General features: G+C 32.5%; 32 protein-coding genes. 27 read left to right on the forward strand and 5 right to left on the reverse strand.

The genetic code is table 11. The annotated features are described in order from the left end of the window. Positions 1 to 321 precede the first annotated feature (321 nt). The 10 genes from P163_RS17970 (at position 322) to P163_RS15560 (ending at position 8,729) form a co-directional block, all read left to right on the forward strand. The gene (locus P163_RS17970) at positions 322 to 1,134 is read left to right on the forward strand and encodes a toll/interleukin-1 receptor domain-containing protein (RefSeq protein ID WP_051931265.1); all 813 of its coding nucleotides are present in this window, start codon (positions 322 to 324) and stop codon (positions 1,132 to 1,134) included. A gap of 366 nt (positions 1,135 to 1,500) precedes the next feature. Then, positions 1,501 to 2,163 carry a 3,4-dihydroxy-2-butanone-4-phosphate synthase gene (ribB, locus tag P163_RS15525; protein ID WP_034893308.1) on the forward strand — a complete coding sequence of 221 codons (663 nt, stop codon included), beginning with the start codon at positions 1,501 to 1,503 and terminating at the stop codon, positions 2,161 to 2,163. Beyond that, entirely contained in the window at positions 2,164 to 2,739 is a 576-nt protein-coding gene (locus P163_RS15530; RefSeq protein ID WP_034893311.1) for a Crp/Fnr family transcriptional regulator, read from the forward strand. 187 nt (positions 2,740 to 2,926) lie between these two features. Further along, the gene (locus tag P163_RS15535) at positions 2,927 to 3,766 is read left to right on the forward strand and encodes a helix-turn-helix domain-containing protein (RefSeq protein ID WP_034893314.1); all 840 of its coding nucleotides are present in this window, start codon (positions 2,927 to 2,929) and stop codon (positions 3,764 to 3,766) included. 210 nt (positions 3,767 to 3,976) lie between these two features. Further along, positions 3,977 to 5,479, forward strand: coding sequence for an aldehyde dehydrogenase family protein (locus P163_RS15540; protein ID WP_034893317.1), 1,503 nt, complete (start codon positions 3,977 to 3,979; stop codon positions 5,477 to 5,479). A 102-nt stretch (positions 5,480 to 5,581) separates the two neighbouring features. Beyond that, positions 5,582 to 6,097 carry a YqhA family protein gene (locus P163_RS15545; protein WP_034893320.1) on the forward strand — a complete coding sequence of 172 codons (516 nt, stop codon included), beginning with the start codon at positions 5,582 to 5,584 and terminating at the stop codon, positions 6,095 to 6,097. A gap of 81 nt (positions 6,098 to 6,178) precedes the next feature. Continuing rightward, complete coding sequence (locus P163_RS15550; RefSeq protein WP_410503406.1) at positions 6,179 to 7,099, forward strand: NADP-dependent oxidoreductase; 921 nt, start codon at positions 6,179 to 6,181, stop codon at positions 7,097 to 7,099. Between the two features lie 3 nt (positions 7,100 to 7,102). Further along, entirely contained in the window at positions 7,103 to 7,603 is a 501-nt protein-coding gene (locus P163_RS15555; RefSeq protein ID WP_034893326.1) for a GreA/GreB family elongation factor, read from the forward strand. A gap of 197 nt (positions 7,604 to 7,800) precedes the next feature. Then, positions 7,801 to 7,989 carry a bestrophin family ion channel gene (locus tag P163_RS18830; protein WP_231556230.1) on the forward strand — a complete coding sequence of 63 codons (189 nt, stop codon included), beginning with the start codon at positions 7,801 to 7,803 and terminating at the stop codon, positions 7,987 to 7,989. Between the two features lie 5 nt (positions 7,990 to 7,994). Continuing rightward, positions 7,995 to 8,729: a bestrophin family ion channel gene (locus tag P163_RS15560; protein WP_231556210.1), complete on the forward strand. Its 735-nt coding sequence runs from the start codon at positions 7,995 to 7,997 to the stop codon at positions 8,727 to 8,729. Between the two features lie 101 nt (positions 8,730 to 8,830). Here P163_RS15560 and P163_RS18650 read toward each other — a convergent pair whose 3' ends face one another. Continuing rightward, complete coding sequence (locus P163_RS18650; RefSeq protein WP_034893329.1) at positions 8,831 to 9,046, reverse strand: hypothetical protein; 216 nt, start codon at positions 9,044 to 9,046, stop codon at positions 8,831 to 8,833. Here P163_RS18650 and P163_RS18835 point away from each other — a divergent pair. From P163_RS18835 to P163_RS15605, 9 genes are all read left to right on the forward strand, one after another. Continuing rightward, complete coding sequence (locus P163_RS18835) at positions 8,982 to 9,131, forward strand: aquaporin (RefSeq protein WP_410503407.1); 150 nt, start codon at positions 8,982 to 8,984, stop codon at positions 9,129 to 9,131. The two genes, P163_RS18650 and P163_RS18835, sit on opposite strands and share 65 nt — an antisense overlap. Before the next feature lie 207 nt (positions 9,132 to 9,338). After that, positions 9,339 to 9,728, forward strand: coding sequence for a transposase (locus P163_RS15570; protein ID WP_034893332.1), 390 nt, complete (start codon positions 9,339 to 9,341; stop codon positions 9,726 to 9,728). Continuing rightward, the gene (locus P163_RS15575) at positions 9,725 to 10,591 is read left to right on the forward strand and encodes an IS3 family transposase (RefSeq protein WP_081891347.1); all 867 of its coding nucleotides are present in this window, start codon (positions 9,725 to 9,727) and stop codon (positions 10,589 to 10,591) included. The genes P163_RS15570 and P163_RS15575 overlap by 4 nt, the downstream gene beginning before the upstream one ends. Positions 10,592 to 10,742: 151 nt before the next feature. Then, positions 10,743 to 11,195 carry an acyl-CoA thioesterase gene (locus P163_RS15580; protein ID WP_051931310.1) on the forward strand — a complete coding sequence of 151 codons (453 nt, stop codon included), beginning with the start codon at positions 10,743 to 10,745 and terminating at the stop codon, positions 11,193 to 11,195. A gap of 2 nt (positions 11,196 to 11,197) precedes the next feature. Further along, complete coding sequence (locus P163_RS15585) at positions 11,198 to 11,752, forward strand: TetR/AcrR family transcriptional regulator (RefSeq protein WP_051931266.1); 555 nt, start codon at positions 11,198 to 11,200, stop codon at positions 11,750 to 11,752. Beyond that, positions 11,749 to 12,252, forward strand: coding sequence for a PaaI family thioesterase (locus P163_RS15590; protein WP_231556211.1), 504 nt, complete (start codon positions 11,749 to 11,751; stop codon positions 12,250 to 12,252). The genes P163_RS15585 and P163_RS15590 overlap by 4 nt, the downstream gene beginning before the upstream one ends. A 1-nt stretch (position 12,253) precedes the next feature. After that, positions 12,254 to 13,120, forward strand: a complete 867-nt coding sequence (locus P163_RS15595) for a serine aminopeptidase domain-containing protein (protein WP_034893338.1) — start codon at positions 12,254 to 12,256, stop codon at positions 13,118 to 13,120. Positions 13,121 to 13,176: 56 nt separating this feature from the next. After that, on the forward strand, positions 13,177 to 13,548 hold the full coding sequence (locus tag P163_RS15600) for a hypothetical protein (RefSeq protein ID WP_156100725.1): 372 nt from the start codon (positions 13,177 to 13,179) through the stop codon (positions 13,546 to 13,548). 4 nt (positions 13,549 to 13,552) lie between these two features. Next, the gene (locus P163_RS15605) at positions 13,553 to 14,116 is read left to right on the forward strand and encodes an SCO family protein (protein ID WP_034893341.1); all 564 of its coding nucleotides are present in this window, start codon (positions 13,553 to 13,555) and stop codon (positions 14,114 to 14,116) included. Between the two features lie 169 nt (positions 14,117 to 14,285). Here P163_RS15605 and P163_RS15610 read toward each other — a convergent pair whose 3' ends face one another. Beyond that, a complete protein-coding gene (locus P163_RS15610) occupies positions 14,286 to 15,272 on the reverse strand; it encodes an IS110 family transposase (RefSeq protein ID WP_034893344.1) in 987 nt (328 codons plus the stop codon). Positions 15,273 to 15,510: 238 nt separating this feature from the next. Between P163_RS15610 and P163_RS15615 the strand changes: the two genes are divergently transcribed. Continuing rightward, positions 15,511 to 17,802: a hypothetical protein gene (locus tag P163_RS15615; protein ID WP_034893347.1), complete on the forward strand. Its 2,292-nt coding sequence runs from the start codon at positions 15,511 to 15,513 to the stop codon at positions 17,800 to 17,802. Between the two features lie 171 nt (positions 17,803 to 17,973). Here P163_RS15615 and P163_RS15620 read toward each other — a convergent pair whose 3' ends face one another. Both P163_RS15620 and P163_RS15625 read right to left on the reverse strand, forming a co-directional pair. Next, the gene (locus P163_RS15620; RefSeq protein ID WP_034893350.1) at positions 17,974 to 18,672 is read right to left on the reverse strand and encodes an IS110 family transposase; all 699 of its coding nucleotides are present in this window, start codon (positions 18,670 to 18,672) and stop codon (positions 17,974 to 17,976) included. Positions 18,673 to 18,675: 3 nt separating this feature from the next. Further along, complete coding sequence (locus P163_RS15625; RefSeq protein ID WP_197055444.1) at positions 18,676 to 19,035, reverse strand: IS110 family transposase; 360 nt, start codon at positions 19,033 to 19,035, stop codon at positions 18,676 to 18,678. A gap of 327 nt (positions 19,036 to 19,362) precedes the next feature. Here P163_RS15625 and P163_RS15630 point away from each other — a divergent pair, with 327 nt between their 5' ends. The 6 genes from P163_RS15630 (at position 19,363) to P163_RS15650 (ending at position 22,693) form a co-directional block, all read left to right on the forward strand. Beyond that, complete coding sequence (locus tag P163_RS15630) at positions 19,363 to 19,581, forward strand: hypothetical protein (RefSeq protein ID WP_034893355.1); 219 nt, start codon at positions 19,363 to 19,365, stop codon at positions 19,579 to 19,581. Continuing rightward, positions 19,581 to 19,886 (forward strand): type II toxin-antitoxin system RelE/ParE family toxin, encoded by a 306-nt coding sequence (locus P163_RS15635; protein WP_034893358.1) that lies wholly within the window; start codon positions 19,581 to 19,583, stop codon positions 19,884 to 19,886. The genes P163_RS15630 and P163_RS15635 overlap by 1 nt, the downstream gene beginning before the upstream one ends. Before the next feature lie 238 nt (positions 19,887 to 20,124). Next, positions 20,125 to 20,613 carry an RNA polymerase sigma factor gene (locus tag P163_RS15640; protein ID WP_034893360.1) on the forward strand — a complete coding sequence of 163 codons (489 nt, stop codon included), beginning with the start codon at positions 20,125 to 20,127 and terminating at the stop codon, positions 20,611 to 20,613. 6 nt (positions 20,614 to 20,619) lie between these two features. Continuing rightward, positions 20,620 to 21,213 carry a hypothetical protein gene (locus tag P163_RS15645; protein WP_034893363.1) on the forward strand — a complete coding sequence of 198 codons (594 nt, stop codon included), beginning with the start codon at positions 20,620 to 20,622 and terminating at the stop codon, positions 21,211 to 21,213. Positions 21,214 to 21,290: 77 nt separating this feature from the next. Further along, complete coding sequence (locus P163_RS17975) at positions 21,291 to 21,617, forward strand: hypothetical protein (protein ID WP_051931269.1); 327 nt, start codon at positions 21,291 to 21,293, stop codon at positions 21,615 to 21,617. Further along, positions 21,614 to 22,693: an alpha/beta hydrolase family protein gene (locus tag P163_RS15650; protein WP_051931270.1), complete on the forward strand. Its 1,080-nt coding sequence runs from the start codon at positions 21,614 to 21,616 to the stop codon at positions 22,691 to 22,693. Before P163_RS17975 ends, P163_RS15650 begins: the two co-directional genes overlap by 4 nt. 331 nt (positions 22,694 to 23,024) lie before the next feature. Here P163_RS15650 and P163_RS17980 read toward each other — a convergent pair whose 3' ends face one another. Further along, positions 23,025 to 23,285: a hypothetical protein gene (locus P163_RS17980; RefSeq protein WP_051931271.1), complete on the reverse strand. Its 261-nt coding sequence runs from the start codon at positions 23,283 to 23,285 to the stop codon at positions 23,025 to 23,027. A 392-nt stretch (positions 23,286 to 23,677) separates the two neighbouring features. Between P163_RS17980 and P163_RS15660 the strand changes: the two genes are divergently transcribed. Beyond that, entirely contained in the window at positions 23,678 to 24,268 is a 591-nt protein-coding gene (locus P163_RS15660) for an HD domain-containing protein (RefSeq protein ID WP_034893367.1), read from the forward strand. Positions 24,269 to 24,279: the final 11 nt, after the last annotated feature.

The raw sequence follows: 24,279 nt of genomic DNA on the forward strand, positions 1-24,279 counted from the left end.
ACTCCCGATGTAACCTTCGATTATACGCAAAAGCATCTAACTTGTTTTTTGAAACATCAATTCCGATTACTTCTTGGTAATTTTCATATTTTTAAAAAATTAATATTTGAAGGGCGCAGTAACTAACTCCTTTAACGGGTCCATTTATTGACCTGGTATTCCAAATGGTTCTTTGCTGCCCATGTGAAGAATGGAGGACTCTTACGGATATTGGATCTGTAATCTAGAGACCGTTTTAGTTCTCCTCCTTCTTCATCTCAAAGGTATATTTATTAATAAACGAAGTAAAGGAGACCGTTGCCCACCATTAAAAAAAACTAAATGCCAACAAAACAACCACCTATTTCAAGTGACATAATAGAAAATATTTGCAGAGTAATTGCGAATACTGAAACAGGTTTGACCGGAACAGAAATTGGGCGAATTTTAGCGGAATCGAACATTCCAGATACGGACCCAAAATTGACAAAATGGAAACGATTGTTTAATGCTTTCGGACATTATCAAAATAAACATAACTGCTCAAACAACATACTTACATTCCTGTCGAGAGCGATGAAACCAGTTCGTTATGTTGATAATCCTGAATTATTTAAGCACAGATTATTGGAATTAAACAAACGATTGTGTTTTATTGGTTTGGAGCTTACGGAAAAAGCCCAGTATAGAAAAATCGAAAAGACATCAACAATTACTGACCCGTTTGTTGATTTAGAAACCAAATCTTCAAACGAATATGATATTGCAATTTCATTTGCTGGCGAAGACAGAAAAATCGCAGAAGAAATTGCTGAAAAACTAAATGCAAGTGGAATTAAAGTTTTTTATGATGCTTATGAAAAGGCAACTCTTTGGGGAAAAGATTTATATGAACACTTAAATGATGTTTATAAGAATAAAGCTACGTTTTGCCTAATGGTTATCTCGACAAATTACAGAGAAAAACAATGGACAAATCACGAACGTAAAGCAGCACAAGCGAGAGCGTTTAGTCAAAATAAAGAGTATATTTTACCGCTTAAACTTGATGACACCGAAATACCAGGTTTGAACGAAACAATTGGATATGTGGATTTGCGGAATAGTGATGCCAATGAAATAGTCGGATTATTAAAAAGCAAACTGAAAGAATAACGGTGGGCAACAACGTATATAGCTCATAGCTAGTCAGTTGTTTAATTCAAAGTTAAGGCATATTTGGAAAGTCGCCAAATTTTTAAATTTGACGACTTTCCAATAAAAAAAATAAATAATAAAATTTAAAAATCTGGCTTCTGCTCAATCCGAAAATAATCGCTAATTTGGACGCTACAAGCTATATACAAGACCGTTAGCTTTAATGCTGGAGCAGGTTTTCGGAATTGATAAGCTAGTTCTCTTTAAGTTTTTCAATCGTTAACAAGTTAAAATAAAAACAACAAATAATTTATTGACTTATATCAAATAGTTTGACTAGAGACAACATTAGTTTTGTAATCTAAATATTAATAATAATTTATAATGGTATTAACAGAATTAGATGCATTACAAACCCTAGCCAAGGATAGTCAAGAACGGTTAGAAAAAGCATTAATACATCTTCAAAATGGAAATGGAGTTATCTTAAAGGATGATAAAAACAGAGAAAATGAAGGTGATTTGATATTTTCAGCTCACAGTATGACAATTAATCATATGGCTCTTATGATTAGAAAATGTAGTGGCATTGTCTGTCTTTGTTTGACAAATGAAAAGGCGGACTTACTTGACTTACCATTTATGGTTAAAAATAACACAAGTAACTTTCAAACACCTTTTACGGTTTCTATAGAAGCAAGAGAAGGAGTCACTACAGGAGTTTCTGCTAAAGATAGATTGAAAACTATAAAAGTGGCTTGTAGTAAAAATGCTAAAAGCAATGATTTAAATAAACCTGGTCATATTTTTCCTTTAAGAGCAAATAATAATGGTGTTTTAGAAAGAGATGGTCATACAGAAGGTAGTATAGATTTAATGAAATTAGCAGGCTTAAAACCAGAAGCTGTATTGTGTGAATTAATGAATGATGATGGGACAATGGCAAAAGCTGACACTATTTCTCAATTTGCAAATGAACATAATTTAATTGTCCTATCTATACAGGATATTATTCATTATCGTAAATTTGTAAGAGACTATAAATAAATGGTAAAACATATTGAACTTACTAATTTCATAAGAAAGAATGTTAACATTGAAGATGACGATTTAAAAATAGTGTTATCTTATTTTAAAACAATAAAAAAAAAGAAAAATGAAATTTTACTTTCAAAAGGAAAAAATAGTCAGGTTAGTTATTTTGTAAAAAAAGGTTGTTTGAGACTATTTTACATAGATGAGAAAGGGAAAGACGTTACACGTTATATTGCATTTGAGAATCAATTTGCTACAGAGCTTGTTAGTTTTATAACGAATCAACCTGCACAAGAAACTATTCAAGCAGTTGAAAGTAGCGAACTTTTATACATCAATCACGATGATTTTAGGCATCTAATGAAAATTATTCCCAAATGGAAGGATTTTTATAGTATCTATTTAGAAAAAGCATATGTTAATAATTCAAAGAGACTAATGTCGTTTACTACATTAAATGCATCAGAAAGATATAATCAATTATTTAAAATAAATCCCAAGATTGTTAAACGTATACCTAATAAAATAGTAGCTTCTTATATAAATATATCACAAGAAACATTGAGTAGGATAAAGTCCAAAATCTGATTTCACCGATTATAATTGAATAAAAAAGCACTAAAAGCTAACAACGTGTATAATTCATTGCTAGTACTCGCCTACTTACGAAAATCCTCGCGGATTTTCTATTCGGTTTGTATTTGCTAAATTAGTTGCTGAAACACGCAACGAAATCATACACAATCACGTTACCTGCAAGCTAAAATAAATCTAAATGCCAATAGAGAACATACCAGAAATTTTCTTTAAAGACCCAAAAGTACAACAAGACATATTTGTATATGACTTTAAAATGACAAGCGATGTTGTGAAAAGCAAAGTCAATTTAGGAATGAATATGTTCAGCTTTTTACAAGTTGGAAAAAAACAAGTACATTTTGCAGGAAAATCGGTTGCTGTAAATAAAGACCAATCATTATTACTTAAAAAAGGAAATTGGCTATGGACAGAATTACTGGATACAGAAGCCATTTACTACTGTAAACTTATCTTTTTTTCACAAAAAAAACTCACAGATTTTTTAAGTAAGTACACGAGTAATGTAAAACCTTATAAGGAGGATGTACCATATTTTGTAATTGAAAATGATGATTATATTGCTTCTTTTATAAGCTCTTTATCTTCAAGCACATTTTCAGATCATAGTTATAGCAATGCGCTATTATCTTTAAAATTTGAAGAAATAATGCTCTACATGCTTAATAAATATGGTAATGAATTCGAATTTTATTTACACTCTTTAATTCCTAAAGAGGTTTCGCCATTCAAAAATACAGTAGAGAGCAATGTAGATTCCAATTTAAAAGTGGAAGAAATTGCCTTTCTCTGTAATATGAGTCTATCAACTTTTAAACGTCATTTTACAAACGAATATAAGGAGCCACCTGGAAAATGGTTTCAAGACAAACGTCTTCAAAAAGCTAAAGAATTGTTGCAAGGAGGTGAATTAAAAGCTTCAGATATTTATTTAGATATTGGTTATAACAACCTGTCTAACTTTAGTGTAGCCTTTAAAAACAAATTCGGAATTAGTCCAACAGATATTTCGAATTAAAAAATAAATTACACAAACCTCTATTTATTAGCTATTTAAGTGTTTTATTTCATATTTAATCTTCACAAATATTCACATTGACCTTTTTTCATAAGTTATTGAACCATATCAGTAAATAGAAAGGTAATAACCCAACATACATTTGCACCATAATTACACAACGCTTGTTTTGGCAAGTATAAATTAAAATCAAATTTAAAAATTATAATTATGGCAAATGTAACAAAACCTGTATTCAAAGAAAGATACGGGAACTTTATTGGAGGAAAATTCGTAGACCCAGTAAAAGGGCAATTTTTTGAAAACAGATCTCCTGTAGATGGTAAAGTATTTACACAAGCAGCACGATCAACACAAGAAGATATCGATCTTGCATTAGATGCAGCACACGAAGCGTTTCCTGCTTGGAGTAACACGTCTGCAACAGAACGTAGCAATGCGTTATTAAAAATTGCTCAGGTTATGGAAGATAATTTAGAGTATTTAGCAACCTTAGAAACCATTGATAATGGTAAGCCAATTCGTGAAGCTCGTGCTGCAGATATTCCTTACTGTATCGATCACTTCCGTTATTTCGCAGGTGTAATTCGTGCAGATGAAGGTAGTATTTCAGAACATGACAAAGACACTGTAAGTATCGTATTACACGAGCCAGTTGGTGTGGTTGGAGAGATTATCCCATGGAATTTCCCAATGTTAATGTTAGCATGGAAAATTGCTCCAGCTTTAGCAGCAGGTTGTACAGCAGTTGTAAAACCAGCAGAACAAACACCAACAAGTGTTATGATGTTAATGGAACTTATTGGTGATATTTTACCAGCAGGTGTATTAAACATTGTAACTGGTTTTGGTAAAGAAGCTGGTGCAGCATTAGCAACATCTAACAGAATTGCTAAATTATCATTCACAGGTTCTACAGAAACTGGACGTACAGTATTACATAATGCAGCAGAAAATATTATTCCTGTAACTATGGAATTAGGTGGTAAATCACCAAACATTTTCTTCCCATCTGTAGCAGCTCAAGATGATGAGTTTTTTAGTAAAGCTATTGAAGGTGCATTAATGTTTGCTTTAAATCAAGGTGAAATTTGTACCACTCCATCTCGTATTTTAGTACACGAAGATATTGCAGATCGTTTTGTTGAAAAAATGCAAGAACGTTTAAAATTAGTAAAACCAGGAAACCCATTAGATCCAGAAACAATGATTGGTTCTCAGGTATCTAAAGCGCAATACGAAAAAATATTAAACTATATTAAAATTGGTATTGAAGAAGGTGCTGCTGTTTTAGCTGGTGGTGAAGCTGGTAACTATGAAGGTGAATTATCTGAAGGTTATTACGTACAACCAACCGTTTTAAAAGGAGATAACAAAATGAGAGTCTTCCAGGAAGAAATTTTTGGACCTGTTGTAGCCTTAACAACGTTTAAAACTACGGAAGAAGCGATTGCTATTGCAAACGACACACCTTACGGATTAGGTGCTGGTGTTTGGTCTCGTGATGCTCACGAATTATACCAAGTACCACGTGCAATACAAGCAGGTAGAGTTTGGGTAAACCAATACAATACCTATCCAGCTCACGCACCATTTGGTGGAGTTAAAGAATCAGGATTCGGTCGTGAAAACCACAAAATGGCTTTAGATCATTACCGTGTTGTAAAAAACATGTTGATCTCTTACGACAAGAAACCTATGGGATTCTTTTAATTAAAACTTTATAAAATAAGTTTATAATAAAAACCCTGGAAATTCCAGGGTTTTATTGTTTTAATCAAAGTCTTAATAAAAGATTTTAATCACTTTTTAATTATGAAAAAAACATTCTATCTTTTCCGTTATATCAGCTGGACTGCAATAATAGGTTCACTTCTTGGCTCACTGTTACTTTTTATCGTTGGTGCTTTAAAAACCATTAATGCTTTTAGAGTTGTCATCTTCAATTATATTCCTGAAAATAAAGCACATTTACATCCTGCAGATATAGCCACTACTTATCTTATAAAATCTTTAGATACGTTTTTAATAGCATTGGTGCTATTCATTTTTGCACACGGAGTTTATACTTTGTTTATTTCAAACAAAATATATGATGATGGAAATGGTGTTTTAAAATGGATTAGAACACCAAATATTGGTCATTTAAAAAATGTGCTTGCCGAAGTTATTGTCATTATTCTTTTTGTGAAATTTCTTGAGGTAGTATTTGTAAATATTGACAACCTTAAATGGGAGATTTTAATACTTCCAGCATCTATTGTGCTATTAGCATTGGGTTTAAAATTTTTAAGTCTTAATAAAGAAGATATTGATAAAACTAAAAAATAATAGCTTAAGAAAGCCATACAATTTACAGGTTATGGAGAGGTTTCGAAAAAAGTAAAAACTTCCGAAATTGTTAAACCAACCATTAGCAAAGATGAAGTATTAATTGAAACGTATGCTGCTAGTGTAAACCCTTTAGATATAAAAGTAGTTGAAGGAAAACTAAAAAGCGTGAGTAATTTTAAGTTACCTACAACTTTAGGTTATGATGTTAGTGGAATTATTATTGAAAAAGGCGAAAATGTTCCTAATTTCAATATTGGAGACGAGGTGTTTTCTAAAGTGAATAGACAAGGAACGTTTACTGAATTTGTCGCTGTGAATCAAAAACTAGTTAGCCTAAAACCCAAAAACACAACTTTTGAAGAAGCTGCTAGCTTACCATTAGTAGGTCTTACAGCAATTCAAGCCTTGAAACGAGGTAAACTAAAATCTGGGGAAAGTATTTTAATTCATGCTGGTTCTGGTGGTGTTGGTTCATTTGCCATTCAATATGCAAAATCAATTGGAGCTTATGTATATACTACTACAAGTTCAGAAAATGTAAGTTGGGTAAAAAAACTTGGAGCTGATGAAGTGATTGATTATAAAACTGTAGATTATACTGCTATTGTACAAGATGCAGATATGGTTTTGGATACACTTGGAAACGAATACACTGAAGAAGCTTTTAGCGTAATAAAAAATGGTGGAAAAGTAATAACCCTTGTTGGTCCTGTAGATAAAGAAACTGCCAACAGAATGAAACTCAATAAAATCACTAAACTATTCTTAGCGTTTAAAAGACGAAAAATAACAAAACAAATAAAGCAAAAATCAGCATTTTATAATTTAGTATTCATGCGAGCCAATGCAAAACAACTCAATGAAATTTCTGAACTTGTAGAATCTGGAACAGTCAAAACCAAAATAGACAAAGTGTTTCCATTAAAAGACACACTAAACGCCTTGCTTTACGTTAAAAAAGGGCGAACTAAAGGAAAAGTTGTTATCAAAATTAAATAAGTCATGAGTAGAGGATTTGTAAAAGAAGATGACCAAGAGGAAATTCCTATGGTACCACCAAGAGCCGACTTACCAGAAGGTGTAACTAATTATGTAACGCAAGTTGGTATGGATGAACTTTTAATTGAAAAACAAGAATTGATTAATGAAAGAGAGCATCTTGACATTTCAAACGAAAAGGAAAGCCGAATAGCCTCCAATTATATAAACGCTAAATTGCAATTGTTGAAAAACCGAATTGCTACAGCAAAAATAGTAGATCTAAACAATCAACCAAAAAACATAATTCGATTTGGTGCATTAGTAACTCTAAAAATTGGAAATAAAACAGCGCCTGAACACTATCAAATTGTAGGTGTAGATGAAGCTGATATTTCTAAAGGAAAAATCGCATTCATTTCACCAATTGCTAGACTTTTGATAAACAAAAAAGTGGGAGAAAAAGCAGTGTTGAAACTAGCTAAAGAAGACAGGTATTTTAAAATTATTAATATCAAATATTAATTATATAAAAACTAAATTAAATGTACACAAAGCATAATTATTCTTTAAAGCAGATTCTACTTTGGACACGGAAAGATATTTTTTATTTCGTAATACTTTCAACAGTACCTGTAATACTTTATACCGTTTTTCGTTGGTATTGGTTACATTTACCTTAGCTACCTATTAGTTTAATAGGTACTGCAGTAGCTTTCATTATTGGTTTTAAAAATAATGCTTCTTACGACCGTTTATGGGAAGCACGAAAAGTTTGGGGAGGCATTGTAAATACTTCTCGATCTTTAACTATAATGCTTAACGATTATGTAAATAATGAACATGCAAAAAAAATACTTTCAGATCAAGAATTATTCGAAATTAGAAGACATTTATATTGCGTCACATAGCTTGGATGAGTTCGTTACGTCACGCTTTACGCACACCAAAGTCTTGGGAAGCAGAACCAAGAAAGAAAACTGGTATAGACTATAGAAAACACTTAGAAATTAGAGAGCAAAAATATTCACTTGAAGAAGAACTAAAAGGCTATTTATCTGAAGAAGAAATGGACTATGTTTTAAGTAAAAAAAATAAGCAAGCAGCCTGTTTAAATTTACAATCAAAACATTTAAGTGCACTTAAAACTGAAGGCTATGTTTGGGAATTTGCCCATTTAGAGATTGAAAAGATGTTTGTTGAATTATTTACTCTTCAAGGTAAAGTAGAACGTATTAAAAATTTCCCTTATCCTCGTCAGTTTGGCACATTAAATAAGTTTTTTGTTTGGATTTTTGTTATTCTCCTACCATTTGGTATGATGAATGAATTTGATAAAATTGGGATAATCATCGTTGAAAGCATGGAACAATACAAACCTTATCCTAATTCAGGATTCCATTATTTAATAGAATTAATGGGGCATTATTTTATATGGTTTACTGTGCCTTTTAGCGTCATCATATCATGGGTTTTTAATACTATGGAGTGTGTAGGTGAAGCCTCTGAAAACCCTTTTGAAGGAGAAGGCAATGATGTGCCAATTACAACAATGTCTCGAGACATAGAGATTGATATTCGTCAAATGATTGGTGATCATGAAAATAATATACCTAAACCAGAGCCTGAAAAATTTAATACTCAATTATAATTTTATGTTTCGGCTCAAATTCTAGGAGCTATTTTTGCAAGTGGTTTACTAAAATTTACATTCTCTAAAAACTTAACGTTAGGAACTACAATTCCTTCTGGCTAGTTAGTACAATCGTTCATTTTAGAATTTGTTCTGACTTTCTTTTTAATGCTTACAATTTTAGGAGTAACATCTAAAAAAGAATTTTCATATATAGCAGGTCTTATAATTGGATGAGTTGTTACTGGAATTATTTTATTTTCAGGTCCAATTTCTGGAGGCTCGTTTAATCCTGCGAGAAGTTTGGCACCTGCAATTGTATCTGGAAACTTCATTGCTCTTTGGGTTTATATTACTGCACCAACTTTAGGAGCAATAGTCGCAATGTTAATTTGGAATATATTTAACAAAACGGAGTAAAGCCAGCAGGTAACAACGTATATAAAAAATTGCTGCAAAGTGCTTAATTCATTGGCTTTTTTATATATTTATGGTCAGTTTAAATTCGAAAGGTTGGTGATTATTTACACGCAACTTTTCATATACAAACACGTTAGCGGCAACCTTAAGCAATGTACTTTCCTGAAATAGGTTGACTAAAAATTAAAACTTTTAGCACTATACCTAATGAAAGAACAAAATGAACACTGTCGAAAAAATTCCTACAAAAAAGTAGGATATGATCTTAAGCTCATCATCATTGATCAGATCCAGAATGCACAAGTTTCTATCAATCATGCTTCCGATAAATATCAGGTTTCCAGAGCTTCTATTTACTACTGGTTGAAAAAATACAGTACTTTAGAACAAAAGAAGCAAGGGATGAGCAAGAAAGATGAGATCAAGAAACTCCAAGAAAAAATAGAGGAACTGGAGTTTGTAAAAGACTTCCAACAAGACATTATTGCTGACATGGAACTTATTACCGGAGTTGATATGTCAAAAAAGTCATTGCCCAAAACATTAGCAGACGAGATCGAAAAAAAGAAGCAAAACCGTTTAAAAGAAAATGGTTGATCCAATGTTTTGGGGTTTCCAAACAAGCTTTCTATAAGCGTTTAAAATCTCATCAGACTAGGCAAACACAGCAACAGCTAATCATTCGGCTCATCAAAGAGTATCGGAGTCAGTTTGGACTGCGCACCGGTGGAATCAAACTATATCAGGAATTAAAGGCTGATATGGACAGACTCGGTATTAAAATAGGAAGGGATAAATTCTATCGAGTAATGCGAATGAATAACCTGCTCGTTCCTAAATTAAAGCGGTTTCATATCACAACCGATTCAAAACACCGATTCTTTAAATACAAGAACCTTGTAAAAGACAAAGTTCCCACCAGACCGGAACAGCTTTGGGTAAGCGATATCACCTATATCAAAACCCAGAACGGACACAGTTACTTGGCATTAGTCACAGATGCCTATTCTAAGCAAATTATGGGGTATAAATTAGCAAGCCATATGAAGACATCACTTTGCATCGATGCGCTTAAAATGGCCATTAAAAATAGGAAATACAAGAATCAGAAACTCATCCATCATTCCGATCGTGGAATTCAGTATTGCAATCCCCAATACACCAGCTTTGCTGAGGAACACGGAATTCAAATGAGCATGACCGAGAAGTACGATCCGTACGAGAACGCCGTGGCTGAGAGAGTCAACAGAACCCTTAAATATGAAAATGATTTAAAACGGACTATAAAAAATACTAACTTAGCGAAGAAGATGGTCAAAAGAGCTGTTGAGATTTACAACAACAAAAGACCCCATTTTAGTCTCAAATTGAACACCCCTAACTTTGTTCATTTGAATAGAAATGTAGACTATCATTCCTACAAAAGGAACAAACAAAATTTAAAACTATTGACCATTTAATCTGTCGAAAATTGAACCTAAAATGGTCAACCTATTTCAGTATAATACACAACTTCCTCAATAAATTTTAGACAGACTGATAAGAATATTGAGACTTTTTATTATTTTTACCTATCTATAAGTAGGTAGATTGCTGATTAAACAAAAAAAGATGACAAATAATAACGAACAGACCATTAAACAATTTAGATTTTCAATTCCTATCCCTATGCGTTGGAACGACTTAGATGGGCTTGGACACGTAAACAACATTTATTACTTCGAATATTTTCAAATTATACGTGGAGAATATTTCCCAGCAGTTAGCGATTGGGATTGGAGAAAAAACATGTTTGTAATAGCACACATAGAATGCGATTTTTTACAAGAACTAACACTACAAAGTATAAGTCCAACCGTAAAAGCGCGAACATCTTCTATTTCTAACAAAAGTTTTGAAATGGAATACCTGATAACAAGTAAAGCAAAAGATGGTTCGGACATAATTCACGCTAAAGGGAAAAGCATAAATGTAATGGTGGACTTTGTTGCGAAAAAATCTGTACAAATTCCAGATTGGTTGCTTAACAAGCTAACTGAGTATGAACCTGCATTAAAACAATAAATATGGACACGAAAGAATTAATAGTTGAAACAGCGAACAGATTTTTAGTAGAAAAAGGGTTTAATGCTTTCAGTTACAAACATATTTCTCAAGAAATTGCTATTAAAACTTCATCAATTCACTATCATTATCCAACCAAAACAGACTTGGGAATTGCCATTATACAGCAACACCTAGCTACTTTAAATCAAACCATTACAAGAAATAAGAACAAAACCCCAATAGAAAAGCTTGACAAATTGTTTACCTATTATCAAAAACTGTCTAAACGCAATCATGTTTGCATTGTAGGTGCCATGGCATCCGATGTATATACTCTGGAGGAACTGCTGAGAAATGAACTTTTGAGCTTTTCAAATGCGGTAATAGATTGGGCTACTTCTATCTTAGAAGAAGGGATAAAACAACAATTATTTAAACCTTCAAAAAATGCTAGAATAACTGCGAAACTAATAGTATCCAATCTAATGGCATTAGTTCAAATATCCAGACTAGAGCAAGACAAAAACAATTTCGATATATATATCGAAGAATTAAAAAGCAATATTTTACTATGAAAATGAATAAAGAAAGAATTAGAACCTATTCGTGGGAAAACCCTGAAGAAATAGCTGAAAAAGCTATGAATTTATCGGGCTATGATTTTTTAAAAGCCATGTTTGAGGATAAGGTTGCTGTTCCGCCCATCTTACAAACGCTAAACTTTACGATATCAGAATTCAATAAAGGCAATATAGTGTTTGAGTTTACTCCCCAAGAATATCATTACAACCCTATTGGTAGCGTACATGGAGGAGTAATAACCACCATTTTAGATTCAGCCATAGGTTGTTCGTTACACAGCACCTTACCAAAAAATACCGCCTACACTACGCTGGAAATCAAGCTAAATTTTCTTAAAAAGATAACCGAAAAAACAGGGGTTCTTAAAACCAACACCAAAATAATACATTCAGGAAAATCAACCGCATTGGTAGAATCTGACCTAATTGATGAAAGCGGAAATACTTATGCACACGCGGTTTCTACCTGTATGGTTTTTAACCTGAAGAAATAAAATGAAACAAGAAAAATTTGAAACATTTTGTGCCGATGGTGTAAAATTAAGCGGTCTTTTACTTATTCCAGAAAAGCCAAAGGCTGTTATTCAATTTAATTGTGGGACGGCAACAAAAAAAGAGTTTTATCTAAAATTCCTGACCTATTTGACTGAGAATGGTTATTTGTGTTGTCTTTGGAATTATAGATGGACAAACGAAAGCGACAACTTAAAGAATAGAGACCTTAGCTATATTGATTATGGCATTAAAGATATGCCTGGTATAAAAAGTTATTTAGATAAACGGTTTCCACACTTACCATTTATGCTTATTGGACATAGCGTAGGTGGACAACAAATAGGATTTATGAACAATCTTGATAATGTGGTAGGAAACATCAACATTGCCGTTTCTTCCGGGTATTGGCTTTATATGCCATTTAAATACCGTATGAGAGCCTATTTCTTTTTTTATGTTTTTTCACCATTGAGCGCATTAGTTTATGGGTATATAAAAGCAAAGCCTTATGGTTTTATGGAAAATCTTCCCACAAAATTTGTGTTGGAATGGCGAAAGTGGTTAGGACAAAAAGATTTGTTTTTAAGTGAAAAATACTACGGAAATAGCATCCCAAAAGGACATTTCAAAAACTTCAAATTTCCTATTCACGTTTATTATTCAACAGACGATACCATTTCCTCCGCCAAAAACACCAAAGCATTTTGGCGAAACGTAAAGAGCGAAAAAGGCATAACATTCACAGAACTGACACCAACCGAGTTTGGATTGAATAAGATTGACCATTTCGGTTATTTCAAAAAAAATATGAAAGACACACTGTGGGCAGATATTGTAAATAAATTAAATAATTTTTTAGACCAATAAAAATGGAAAAACAAAACAAAAAAACACTGCTTTGGGCAAATGCAATAATGATTGCAATGATCATCATTCACGATGCAGACCACGTAAGACAAGCATCATGTTGGGACTACACCATTCCGTTGCTTGTATGGCTCGTAAACATTAGCGTTTATACACCAAGCATCATAGCTTTGTATCTCACTAGAAAAAACAAAAACTCGGCAGCACTGGCAACCGTTGTCAATGGTTTGTTAGTTGCAGCTGCATTTTCCGAAGTCCATTTATGGAGACCAACCTTTCCTGTTTGGGGAATATGGAACTCAAACTTCTTCCAGTTGGGAGCAGACTCTATTAGCTGGACAGTTCTTGCTGTAACGGTATTTGTAGGTGTAGGAGTTTCTTTAACAGGAAACTATGTAAGAGGGAGAATGTCTGTAATGAATAAATGAAACGATGAATAAAACCGTAAAATACATACTAATCACTTTCGCAACAATACTGTCCGTTTTTTTGATTTGGTATAAAATTGATAGCACACCTTACGGTGGAAACTTTACGCTTAACAATGAAAATGGAAAGTGGAAATTTAGCCAAAATCCCAAAAAGATAAACTTATTGTATTTTGGTTTTACAAAATGTGGTTCGGTTTGTCCAACTGCATTGGCAACCGTAAGCAATGCCTATGGAGAACTTACAGATGATGAGCGCAAAAATGTTCGTATGATTTTTGTGAGCGTTGACCATAAACACGACAAACCACAAGACGTTGAAAAATACGCAAAATCTTTTCATAAGGACTTTATTGGAGTTACGGGAAACAAAGAACAAATAGACGAAACTATAAAATTGTTTCCTGCTGGTTATGTAATACAAAAAAACACGAACTCTGTTATGGGATATTCTGTTTCTCACTCTGATAAACTTTTCTTCTTGGATAAAGAAGGAAAAAAAATTGCTGAAATTACAGAACCAAGAAACCCAGAAAAGATTATTGCGAAAATCAGAAAACATCTGTGAATAAAGGCAACCGCTAACAATGTATAAAAATAATAGCGGCTTAATGGCTAAAACGAAAGTTAGTAAATATAAAAAAGGTCTGTGCTTAACCGAAAAGTTAATGCGTGAAAATCCGCTACTATTCTTATACGTATTCCAAGGTTAAATCCAAACTTTTTTCCCTAATTCTTCAGGTAGCAAATTTATGTAGTTCCACATACGGAGTACCTCTTTTTACTACTGCAAACACTCTGGATAATAGCTTATTGCGAACATTATTCAGCGCAATCATCTTTAGTTTACCTTCTTCTAGCTTTTTCTTGTAATAACGGCGTAATTCACTATCATGATGAATAGCTGTACAGGCAGCCATGCTAAGCAGACTCTTCATTTGCCGGTCTCCCATCGGGTGGCATTTTCGCCTTTTATGAATACTGCTCCCAGAACTATGACCAAAAGGAGCAGTCCCACAATAACTGGAGAATTGGCGCCAGCTATCAAAACGTTTAAAATTATTGGTGTGATAAAGCAACTGGGCACCTACAACTAATCCCACGCCTTTTAAAGAAGAGATCAACCGATAGTTTTGTGATAATGCTTCAGAATTCTTTATAAGTGATTTTAGTTGCTTCTCTATTTTATTTATTTGAGAAGTTAGATGAGCAATAGAGCTTACCAGCGTCTTGCAACAGGTATCGATTGAACTACTGCTGAGTAACTTCTTTAGCTGGGAAAGGGTACTCATTAAGCCTGTACGACTTCGAACCAGTTGATCCCGTAAAGCGAGTAATCTGCCTACTTCCAAGAGTTCCTTATCTTTCAGCTCACTGGCAGAAAGTTCCTCTCGGTGAAGCCAACCATATCTGGCGATCATCATGGCATCTACAACATCATTCTTCTCCCTGATTACTCCGGAGGATCTTTTGATCACTACTGGGTTTTCCTGCACATAAACCGCATTCTTCGACGATAAATATAAGGCTAACTTCAAGGAATAATGACCCGTATTCTCAAAACAAAAAAACACTTTTAGTTCGTTACTTTTAGCCCATTTCAATAGCGATTTATAACCCAATACATCATTACTGAACTCCCGATGTAACCTTCGATTATACGCAAAAGCATCTAACTTGTTTTTTGAAACATCAATTCCGATTACTTCTTGGTAATTTTTCATATTTTTAAAAAATTAATATTTGAAGGGCGCAGTAACTAACTCCTTTAACGGGTCCATTTATTGACCTGGTATTCCAAATGGTTCTTTGCTGCCCATGTGAAGAATGGAGGACTCTTACGGATATTGGATCTGTAATCTAGAGACCGTTTTAGTTCTCCTCCTTCTTCATCTCAAAGGTATATTTATTAATAAACGAAGTAAAGGAGACCGTTAGCCACAAGCTGAAAAAAAACACTAAATGACAATAAACTATATCGTAGAAATTTGTGTTGCAATAGATATTGCAATATTAGGTATTGCTTACCCAATTATAGTCGATAAGATTTCAAACATAGGCGACAGATATAAATCAAATTATTTATCAGTTCTATTTAATAAGGAAGTTCCACAACGATCAGTTAATTTAAAATTAGGAAAGAAAGGAATAGAATTATCCATCTTTCAATTGTCATTATATATTACCATAATTTCGTTTTTATTTTTGATATTCCCAATTGAACCACTTTTTGGTTGGGATAATATTTTCATTAATAATTCCGCAAAATTCCTAGTGTTAGGTTTAACCATGATTTTAACCATTTTATTTTTTAAATGGTTAAATATGGTAGTTCTCTATAATGGTAAGCCGACTTCATTATTAAGCTATGTCATTAAAAAATATCACTCTCTTAATAAAGAATCCACGGTTAAACCTTATTATCTAAAAACAATTAATGAATTCACTTTTTACGCTATAGATAAACAAGATGAACACCTACAGGAAACTTTACTTGAATTTTACTACAGTGAGTTTTCGTCTATTAGAAAAAACCACGACAAGTCAAAGTCATTAATTTATCCTTTCGATTTATATGCTATGGTGCATAAACTAAATGTACAGCTTTCAAATAGTAAAAATTTAAAGTTGCCTGCAATAGAACACAGAGCAGTAAGTGGTTGGTGGCTTTTAGGAGAGGATTTCGAGGAAATTAAAATTTCAAAGGAAACTTATAATTGGCTTTGGAGAAACTTATATGTTATTTGTGATAATGAGAAGTTTGTGAAAATGTATTGGTCAAATGCCTATCAATATTTTGAATTTAGATTACAAACAATCCAACAAGATTATGACTTTGAATCTAGAGAAATAAAAAATAAAATAGAGGTCGCTAATCGAAGTAAAGAAAGAAAGTCTTTCCTTGAATTTCATTATGCTTTAGGAGGTCTTTTATTGTACAGAAAGCAATATAAAACTCTCAAATATATATTAAATTATTCTCAATCATTTCCACCAAAATTTGTTTTACTTCCAGAAACAATGACAGAAATTTTTGAGTGGTTGGAAGAATTTAGAAACGAATTCAAAAATCGAAAAACCCCAATAGATATAAAATTCTATTTCCCTGAATTAGATAATCTAGGAAATAGAAAACAAGTCAATTATTGGATATGTAGTTATTTAACAGTACTATTTTTACGTCAATGGACACTTCATGAACACTACACTTTCCAAGATTTTACTACTCTTCCAAATTTACCTAACAATGTTGTTGAATTAAATAATTGGTTGGCTACAGTTTCATTTTTTGAGAATTGTCTTAAAGATGTATTAGCTAATGAAGAACTTCTTGACGTTTTAAGTTACAAGGATACTATTAATAAAAAATTGCAGGAAATAAATGAATTTCCCCAAACTCTCAAAAAGGAAATCACAGATAAAATAGGATTAGAAAAATTAAACGCACAATTATCTAAAGAAAAAATCCAAAACTTTGAAGGTAAATCAAATGAAATTATTACAAATGCTTTTAAAAGCTATAATGAAATTTTCATAAAATTAGATGATAAGGAAAAAGATGATGAGTTAAAGCTAACCTTAATAGGTGGAAAAACTTTAATGTCAAAATCAGCATTTACTGATAATGATATTCCAAATTTGAACTATGATTCTATTTTTGCCAGTCAAATTTCTAAAAATAGTATAAAGCGTTTTATCCCCAATTCATTTTTAGTTTCGAGAACAAGACGTTATTTACTCAATAAGGATAATATTCTTGAAGGTTTAAATAAACTAATTGATAAAAATCCAGAGATTATTATAGTAGCAGTAAATGCGAGCTATCGTTTAAAAGAAATATTGCATAAATATGATTCTATAACAAAATATATTCCTTCAACCGAATATCGAATACAAGATATCATTTATGTCTTAAATCAATCTGACTTACCTAGCATTGAACATAGAGATATTTTAGAGCAGGAAAAAACTGATAGCCAGCTCAAATTAATCAATGATAAATTAAAAATATATGCATCTATAATTGACATAAATAATCCAGATAATGAAAAGATAAAAGAGAAATGGGAAAGTAAAGAATTTAAGGATAATTCAGAAGTCCAGGTACAGGTAACGATTGCCTTTTTAGCTATAATTTATTGGAGAAAAGAAAGAGATATTGTACAAATTGGACTTGTATCTGAATTTAAAGAGCAAGGAATAGAAAATACTATTGATGAAATAGAACCATTTAAGAAAATCTCTAAAAATTAATATAAAAAAAAGCCAGTGGCAAATATCGGTTAAGCACAAATAGCGGGCTTAGTCGAAAAAGTTTATTTTAGATACCTATTAAAAAACAACTAAGCCGACAAGTTTGCGTCCCTACTCCACGCTACTTGTCTTAGGTACTGTGTTATAAAACAAGTAATTTTGAGAAAATTTTTAGGAAGAAGTCAATGTTAAATTGCTTCTATCCTGTGCAGCAAGGACTTCGGTTCTTGCTGTCTTTTTTTGCTCATGTTCTGGATCGTAATCTATTTCATTTTTCCATAAACTATACATTAATACCAATAGCTTTCGCTCTACTGCTACTAAGGCTATCATTGGTTTGACTTTAGTGGGTTGGACTCGTTCGTAAAATTTTCTCAAGGTTGGATTCCATTGTATGGCACTCATCGCTGGCATATATAGTGCACTGCGAATATGTTTATTCCCTTTCTTACTGATTCTCGTCTTTCCCTTATAAGCACCCGATTCTTTCAAGACCACATCAAATCCTGCATAACTAGTCAATTGTTTAGCATTAGTAAAACCGGTGAAACCCAAAGTTTCACCTACTACGGTCGCTGCAGATTTAAATGAGATCCCGGGGATACTTTCCAAGTGCTTAATTCTTTGATGCATCTGTGGATCATTCTTAACTAGAATTTCCATCTCCTTTTCTATTTCTATCAACTGCTTTTCAATCAATTTTAATCGCTGTCCATAGCGCTTTAGCTCCCGTTTGCTTTTATAAACGGAGTGTTCTAAGGCATGAAGTCTATTTCGCTCAATCTGCTTTTCCTTTAGTAAAAAAGATCGTTCCCGACTGAGGCCCTTTAATTGACGTAATATTGGATCTGGTGGGCTCCATAATGCCAACTCTCATTCACAGCCAAGCATGGCAAGCATCCGGCTATCTAAGGCATCGGTCTTGGAACGTTGATCCAAACTTTGAGCATAGCGCTTTACACGTCCTGATTGCATAACACTTACAGGAAATCCTTCCATATAGAGATGGTATACTAAAGCTTCATGATAAATACCTGTCGATTCCATAACGATAAATATATCTTCTGGAGAATTGGCATTTTTAAGTAACCACTTTACCAACTTTTTAAAACCTGGTAAATCATTACTAACCTCAAATGGATCTTCAAACTCCTTCATAAGTCTAGCCGTTAGACGGCACAAACAAACAGCCAAAGTCGCTTTTGAGACATCTACTCCTAAGGAGAGTTTCAAAATTTCATCCTACATAATAATGTTTATTTTTTAAACTCTACTCTCCGTCACTTTTGCTCGCTTTTGATACGATCTCTATTATAGGATCTAGGTACTGTTCAAGTTCTTAGAGAAGTTAATAGAAGGGTACAATTTCTAACGCACGATATCATTGTATAAAATGTATCTACCAAGACCTCGCTATCCCTTCTATTGAGTTTAATTTATAATTCCTATTTTTAACTAAATTACGATCTCAAATCTAACATACGAACCAAGACCGTTGGGCTTTATACTTTAGAAAAATTTGAATTCTTATTTTTGTATCTTTGAATTAAAGAAAGAGAAATGGATATTAAAACCACAAAAATTGAATTAGTAAAAGCAATCTTGGAGATAGATAACAATGAATTTATCCAAAGAGTTGCAGACTTTATTAATAAAGAAAAAGTTGATTTTTGGAATGAATTAAGTTCTGCTGAACAGAAAGAAATTAAACAAGGTATTCAGGAACTTGATCAAGGTAAAAAAGTTTCATATGATTCATTTTTAAAGAAAATTTCTTAATGAAAGTTTTTTTATCAGAGCTTGCAGAATCAAAACTTTTAGAACTTAACGAATATCTTTTAGAAAACTGGAGTAAAAAAGTAAGAGATAAATTCATAGAAAAGTTATCTAAAAGAATCCAACAAATATCTTCGCAACCAGAAAGTTGTCCAAAATCGACTGATTTAAAAGGACTTTTTAAATGTGTTGTCACAAAACAGACAACCTTTTATTATAGAATATCTAATTCTAAAAAAGAAATAGAAATAATTACCGTCTTCGATACAAGGCAAAATCCGAAAAAATTAAAAAAGGATATTAGATAAACGTACGAAAGCCCAACAACGGTTATCACAAATAACGGGTGTTGTCGAAAAAGTGTAATTTATTATCCTAAGTTAGAAAATACTTAAACCAACAAGTTCGCATACCGTGTTCCGTAACTTACAAAAACAGCGAACCGTTGCCTTTAATTACAAAAAATACTTTTAGATTAAAAAAAATCCTTCAAAGTGTGATTTTTTCAAAATTTGATACACTAATTAGGAGAAGTTTATTTTTTAAATGAAGAAAAAAGAGCATTTTACAAGAGTAATTGAAGACAATGAAGGCTTGCTTTATAAAGTGACCCTGCTTTATACAAATAACCTTCAGGATAGAGAAGATCTTTATCAAGAGATTGTTTTTCAACTTTGGAAATCTTTCGACAGCTTTAATGAATTTTCAAAATTGAGTACCTGGATGTATCGAGTAGCATTGAATACCGCAATCTATACTTTGAAAAACAATAATAGAAAAATAGTAACGACTTCAATAGATCCTATTGTGGAAAGAATTGCCGACCTCAAGGATAATTCAAAAAAAGAAAAACTAAAACTGCTTAATAAGCAAATTCAAAAATTAAACATTTTGGAGAGAGGTGTTATTCTACTATATCTGGAAGAAAAAAGTCATGATGAAATCGCGGAAATAATTGGAATAACTAAAAGCAACGTTGGAACTAAAATTTCAAGGATCAAGAAAAAATTAAAAACCCAATTAAAAGGGAAATAGGATATTATGGAATTAGAGAAAATGAAAAATTTATTGGAAGGAATGAGCGACAGAATCGAAAAACAGGAACTGCTCACTAAAAATCTTATTGAAAACGTTACTAGTGAAAAATACCATTCAAAACTAAATAAGTTAAGATACTCTGAAATTATAGGCGCAATCATCTGTTATCTGGGTGCTATTTATTTAATAATGAATTTTATAAAAATAGATCCGTTAGCAGAAAAAATCTTCGCGATTATAGCTATTGGGTTACTCCTAATACTACCTTTAATCTCTTTAAAAAGTTTGAATGGAATGCAAAAAATAACGATTTCGTCTAAAACCTATTTAGAAACATTAAATAATTTCGAAAAACGAAAGATCAAATTTCAAAAGTTTCAAAAATTGAATGTGTCATTGGGATTATTTTTAATTTTGATCTCTATTCCAGTTCTTTCGGCAATCAAAGGTGTTGATCTTAGTAAAACCGAAAATTTCTGGATTCTTACATTTCCAATTTCAATCATCGCTTTCTTAGGATTTTCCTTTTGGGTAATAAGATCTTACAATAAATCTTTAGAATCCACTGAGAAATTACTCGCTGAAATTAACAACTAAAAAAATTTAACTATATCCGTAGTTCTATCTGCTGAAATATTCAGCAAGGATAGCTACGTCTTAAACTTAACAAAATCATGAAAACATTTATGCTCACTCTAATCGTCATATTATCAATTTTAGTCAATAATTTATTTGCCCAGGACTTGGAAGGAATCTGGCAGGGAAATCTTGAAGTTCAACCCGGGAAAACCATGCTATTTGTCTTTAAAATTTCCGAATCTAATGAAAGCTTTTTTACCAAGTTAGATATTCCCAGTCAGGGTTTGAAGGATCTTCAACCAGCTTTCACTACGTTTCTCGATAATAACTTGATCATTAACGCATCTAATTTAGGTTTTAAATTCGACGGAGTGTTAAATAAGGAGTCAGGCGAAATAATAGGCCCTTTCAAGAAGGCTTGAATAGTGTTCCTTTAATCCTAGTTAAAAAAGACAAGGCAGAACATGTAGTAATTCGGAAGAGGCCTCAGGAACCTTCCCAACCATATCCGTATCTGGTTGAAGAGGTGAAAATATATAATTCTGAAGATCATATTAGCCTTGCAGGAACATTTACCTTACCCAAATCATCTAACCAACATACGCCAGTGGTAATTTTGATTTCTGGTAGTGGTCCACAAGATAGAGATGAATCTTATATGGGGCATAAACCCTTTCTGGTACTGGCTGATTATCTAACACGTAGAGGAATAGCGGTTTTAAGGTATGATGATCGAGGTGTCGGAGAATCGACTGGAAATTTTGAAGAAGCAACTACAGCCGACTTTTCCAATGATGTATTGAAAGTCATTAAATTTTTAAAGAACAGAACCGATATTGATAGTCATAATATAGGTTTAATAGGCCATAGCGAAGGGGCTATAATCGCTCCAAAGGTTGCAAATAGCTCAAAAAATGTGTCATTCATTGTTATGTTGGCTGGAACGGGAGTTGTGGGTAAACTAGTCTCTCTTCAACAAGCTCTAGATTACAGAAATTTTCCCGTAGATGACGAAGAAAAATATAAAGAGTATATCAAAAAAGCTATTGATATTGCGGCTTATGATAAAGATGTGACAATAGTAATAAATGAATTGAAATCCTTTTATCAGAATTCTGAAGTATTAAATTCTATTTTACCTCAAAACTTAAATAAAGATGAATTTATAGAAAACCTGGTAAAAAGCAGAACCAATCCATGGATCCGATATTTTTACAACTATAATCCTGCAGAAGAAATTGCAAAAATTGAAATTCCTGCCTTGGCTTTATATGGAAGTAATGATACTCAGGTTCCTCCAAATTATAATATGCAGCCAGTAAAAGAAGCTTTACAAAAAAGTAACTCTAGAAATTACGAAGTTATTTTGATGCAAGATTTAAATCACTTGTTTCAGGAAAGCAAAACAGGTCAAATTGCTGAATATCCAGAGATCCAACAAACTATGAGTCCGAAGGTTCTTGAAAAAATTAGTAGTTGGATTCTGAATGAAATTTAATCGCTCATTAGTATATTAATTAAATTAAATGTTCTTTATGTCAAAATAAAAATTTATTAATGTAACAGTTGGCAACAACGGGTGTCAAAAATAAGGGGGTATCGAAAAAGTGTAATTTAGTATCCCAAGTAGGAATATACTTAAACTGACAAACTCGCATCTCTACCACCACAACTTGTGTTAGGTACTTTGGTATTAAACAATTAAGTTTAAGAAAATTTTTAGAAAGAAGTCAATTTTAAATTGCTTCTATTCAGTGCTGCACGGACTTGGGTTCTTGTCTTTTTTTGCTCATGTGCTAGATCGTAATCCATTTAATGAATTTTCTTGTTCAGTTATCTTTACTTAGTTCTACTGGGATGTGAAGTCCGTTACAATGCAAGAACGATTTAATTTTGGTCTTAGTTCTTGAAAGATCTCTGGATCTGGTTTTTCTCAAACGAATAAGACTTCTATCTGCTGAAGTTTGGATTGAGGTAATGTAAATCGGGGTTAGTTCACTATTCTTTAAAGAACGAGCAATTTTTTGGCTGTCCATTGAATCATTCTCTTTTACCTTCTTTTTAGTAGTGGAGACATCTGCAGGATTCACTACAATGAATTAGATACCAGTTCCTAATCGATAATGAGGCAGAAAGCCAACAAATCCAGCTTCAAAGGCACTATAAAAATCAGAGCCTTGATAATTTTGTTAGTAATGGATTAAAACTATGTTGACATTATCCTTCTGAGAAAAAAGATGATTGATCATAACCATTACCTGCCATCTCTTAAGATGAATATCGATACCAACATAAATATTTTTGGCCGGTGAAGTCTAATTGTGTACTTTGTGTCCTCTTAGGTTTGGATTTTAGAGTAAGAAAGTAGATATATTATAATAACTATCTGAAAATTATGCTTTTATCTTTAATAAGAACCTAGAGCCTTCTCCACGCTGCTCGCCTCAACAAAGACTGTTGCCCACAATACAAAAAATACAGGATGATAACCGAAAAATTATTAAAGCAAATTGATTTTATAAAAGAAATTGACAAAATAAAATATATTCAAAGACAGACAAAATTATTTAATAGTGATAGACGAGAAAATGATGCAGAACATAGTTGGCATTTAGCGATGATGGCAATTGTTTTAAGCGGCTATTCGGATTATGAAATTGACTTATTAAAGGTCATCAAAATGGTATTAATTCACGATGTAGTTGAAATAGATTCAGGTGACATTTTTATTTACGATCAAAATAAAAATCACGAAAACACTGAAGAAGAACTAAAAGCAGCTGAACGGATTTTTGGGATTTTGCCAAAAGAGCAAGCAGAGGAATTTATCAAAATTTGGACTGAATTTGAGGAAGGAAAATCCAACGAAGCGAAATTTGCAAGGACTATGGATAGACTTGAACCATTGTTACAGAATGCATCAAATGATGGTGGAACTTGGAAAGAATTTGGAGTTAAATATCAAGCTGTTTACGATAAGAAAAAAGTAATTAAAAATGGCTCAACAGAATTATGGAAATTCGCTGAAAATCTTATTAATACCAGTGTCGAAAATGGTATTCTAGAGAAGTGAGTTATAGCTAA

This window comes from Gillisia sp. Hel_I_29, from assembly GCF_000744275.1.
In the GTDB taxonomy this organism is placed as follows: domain Bacteria; phylum Bacteroidota; class Bacteroidia; order Flavobacteriales; family Flavobacteriaceae; genus Gillisia.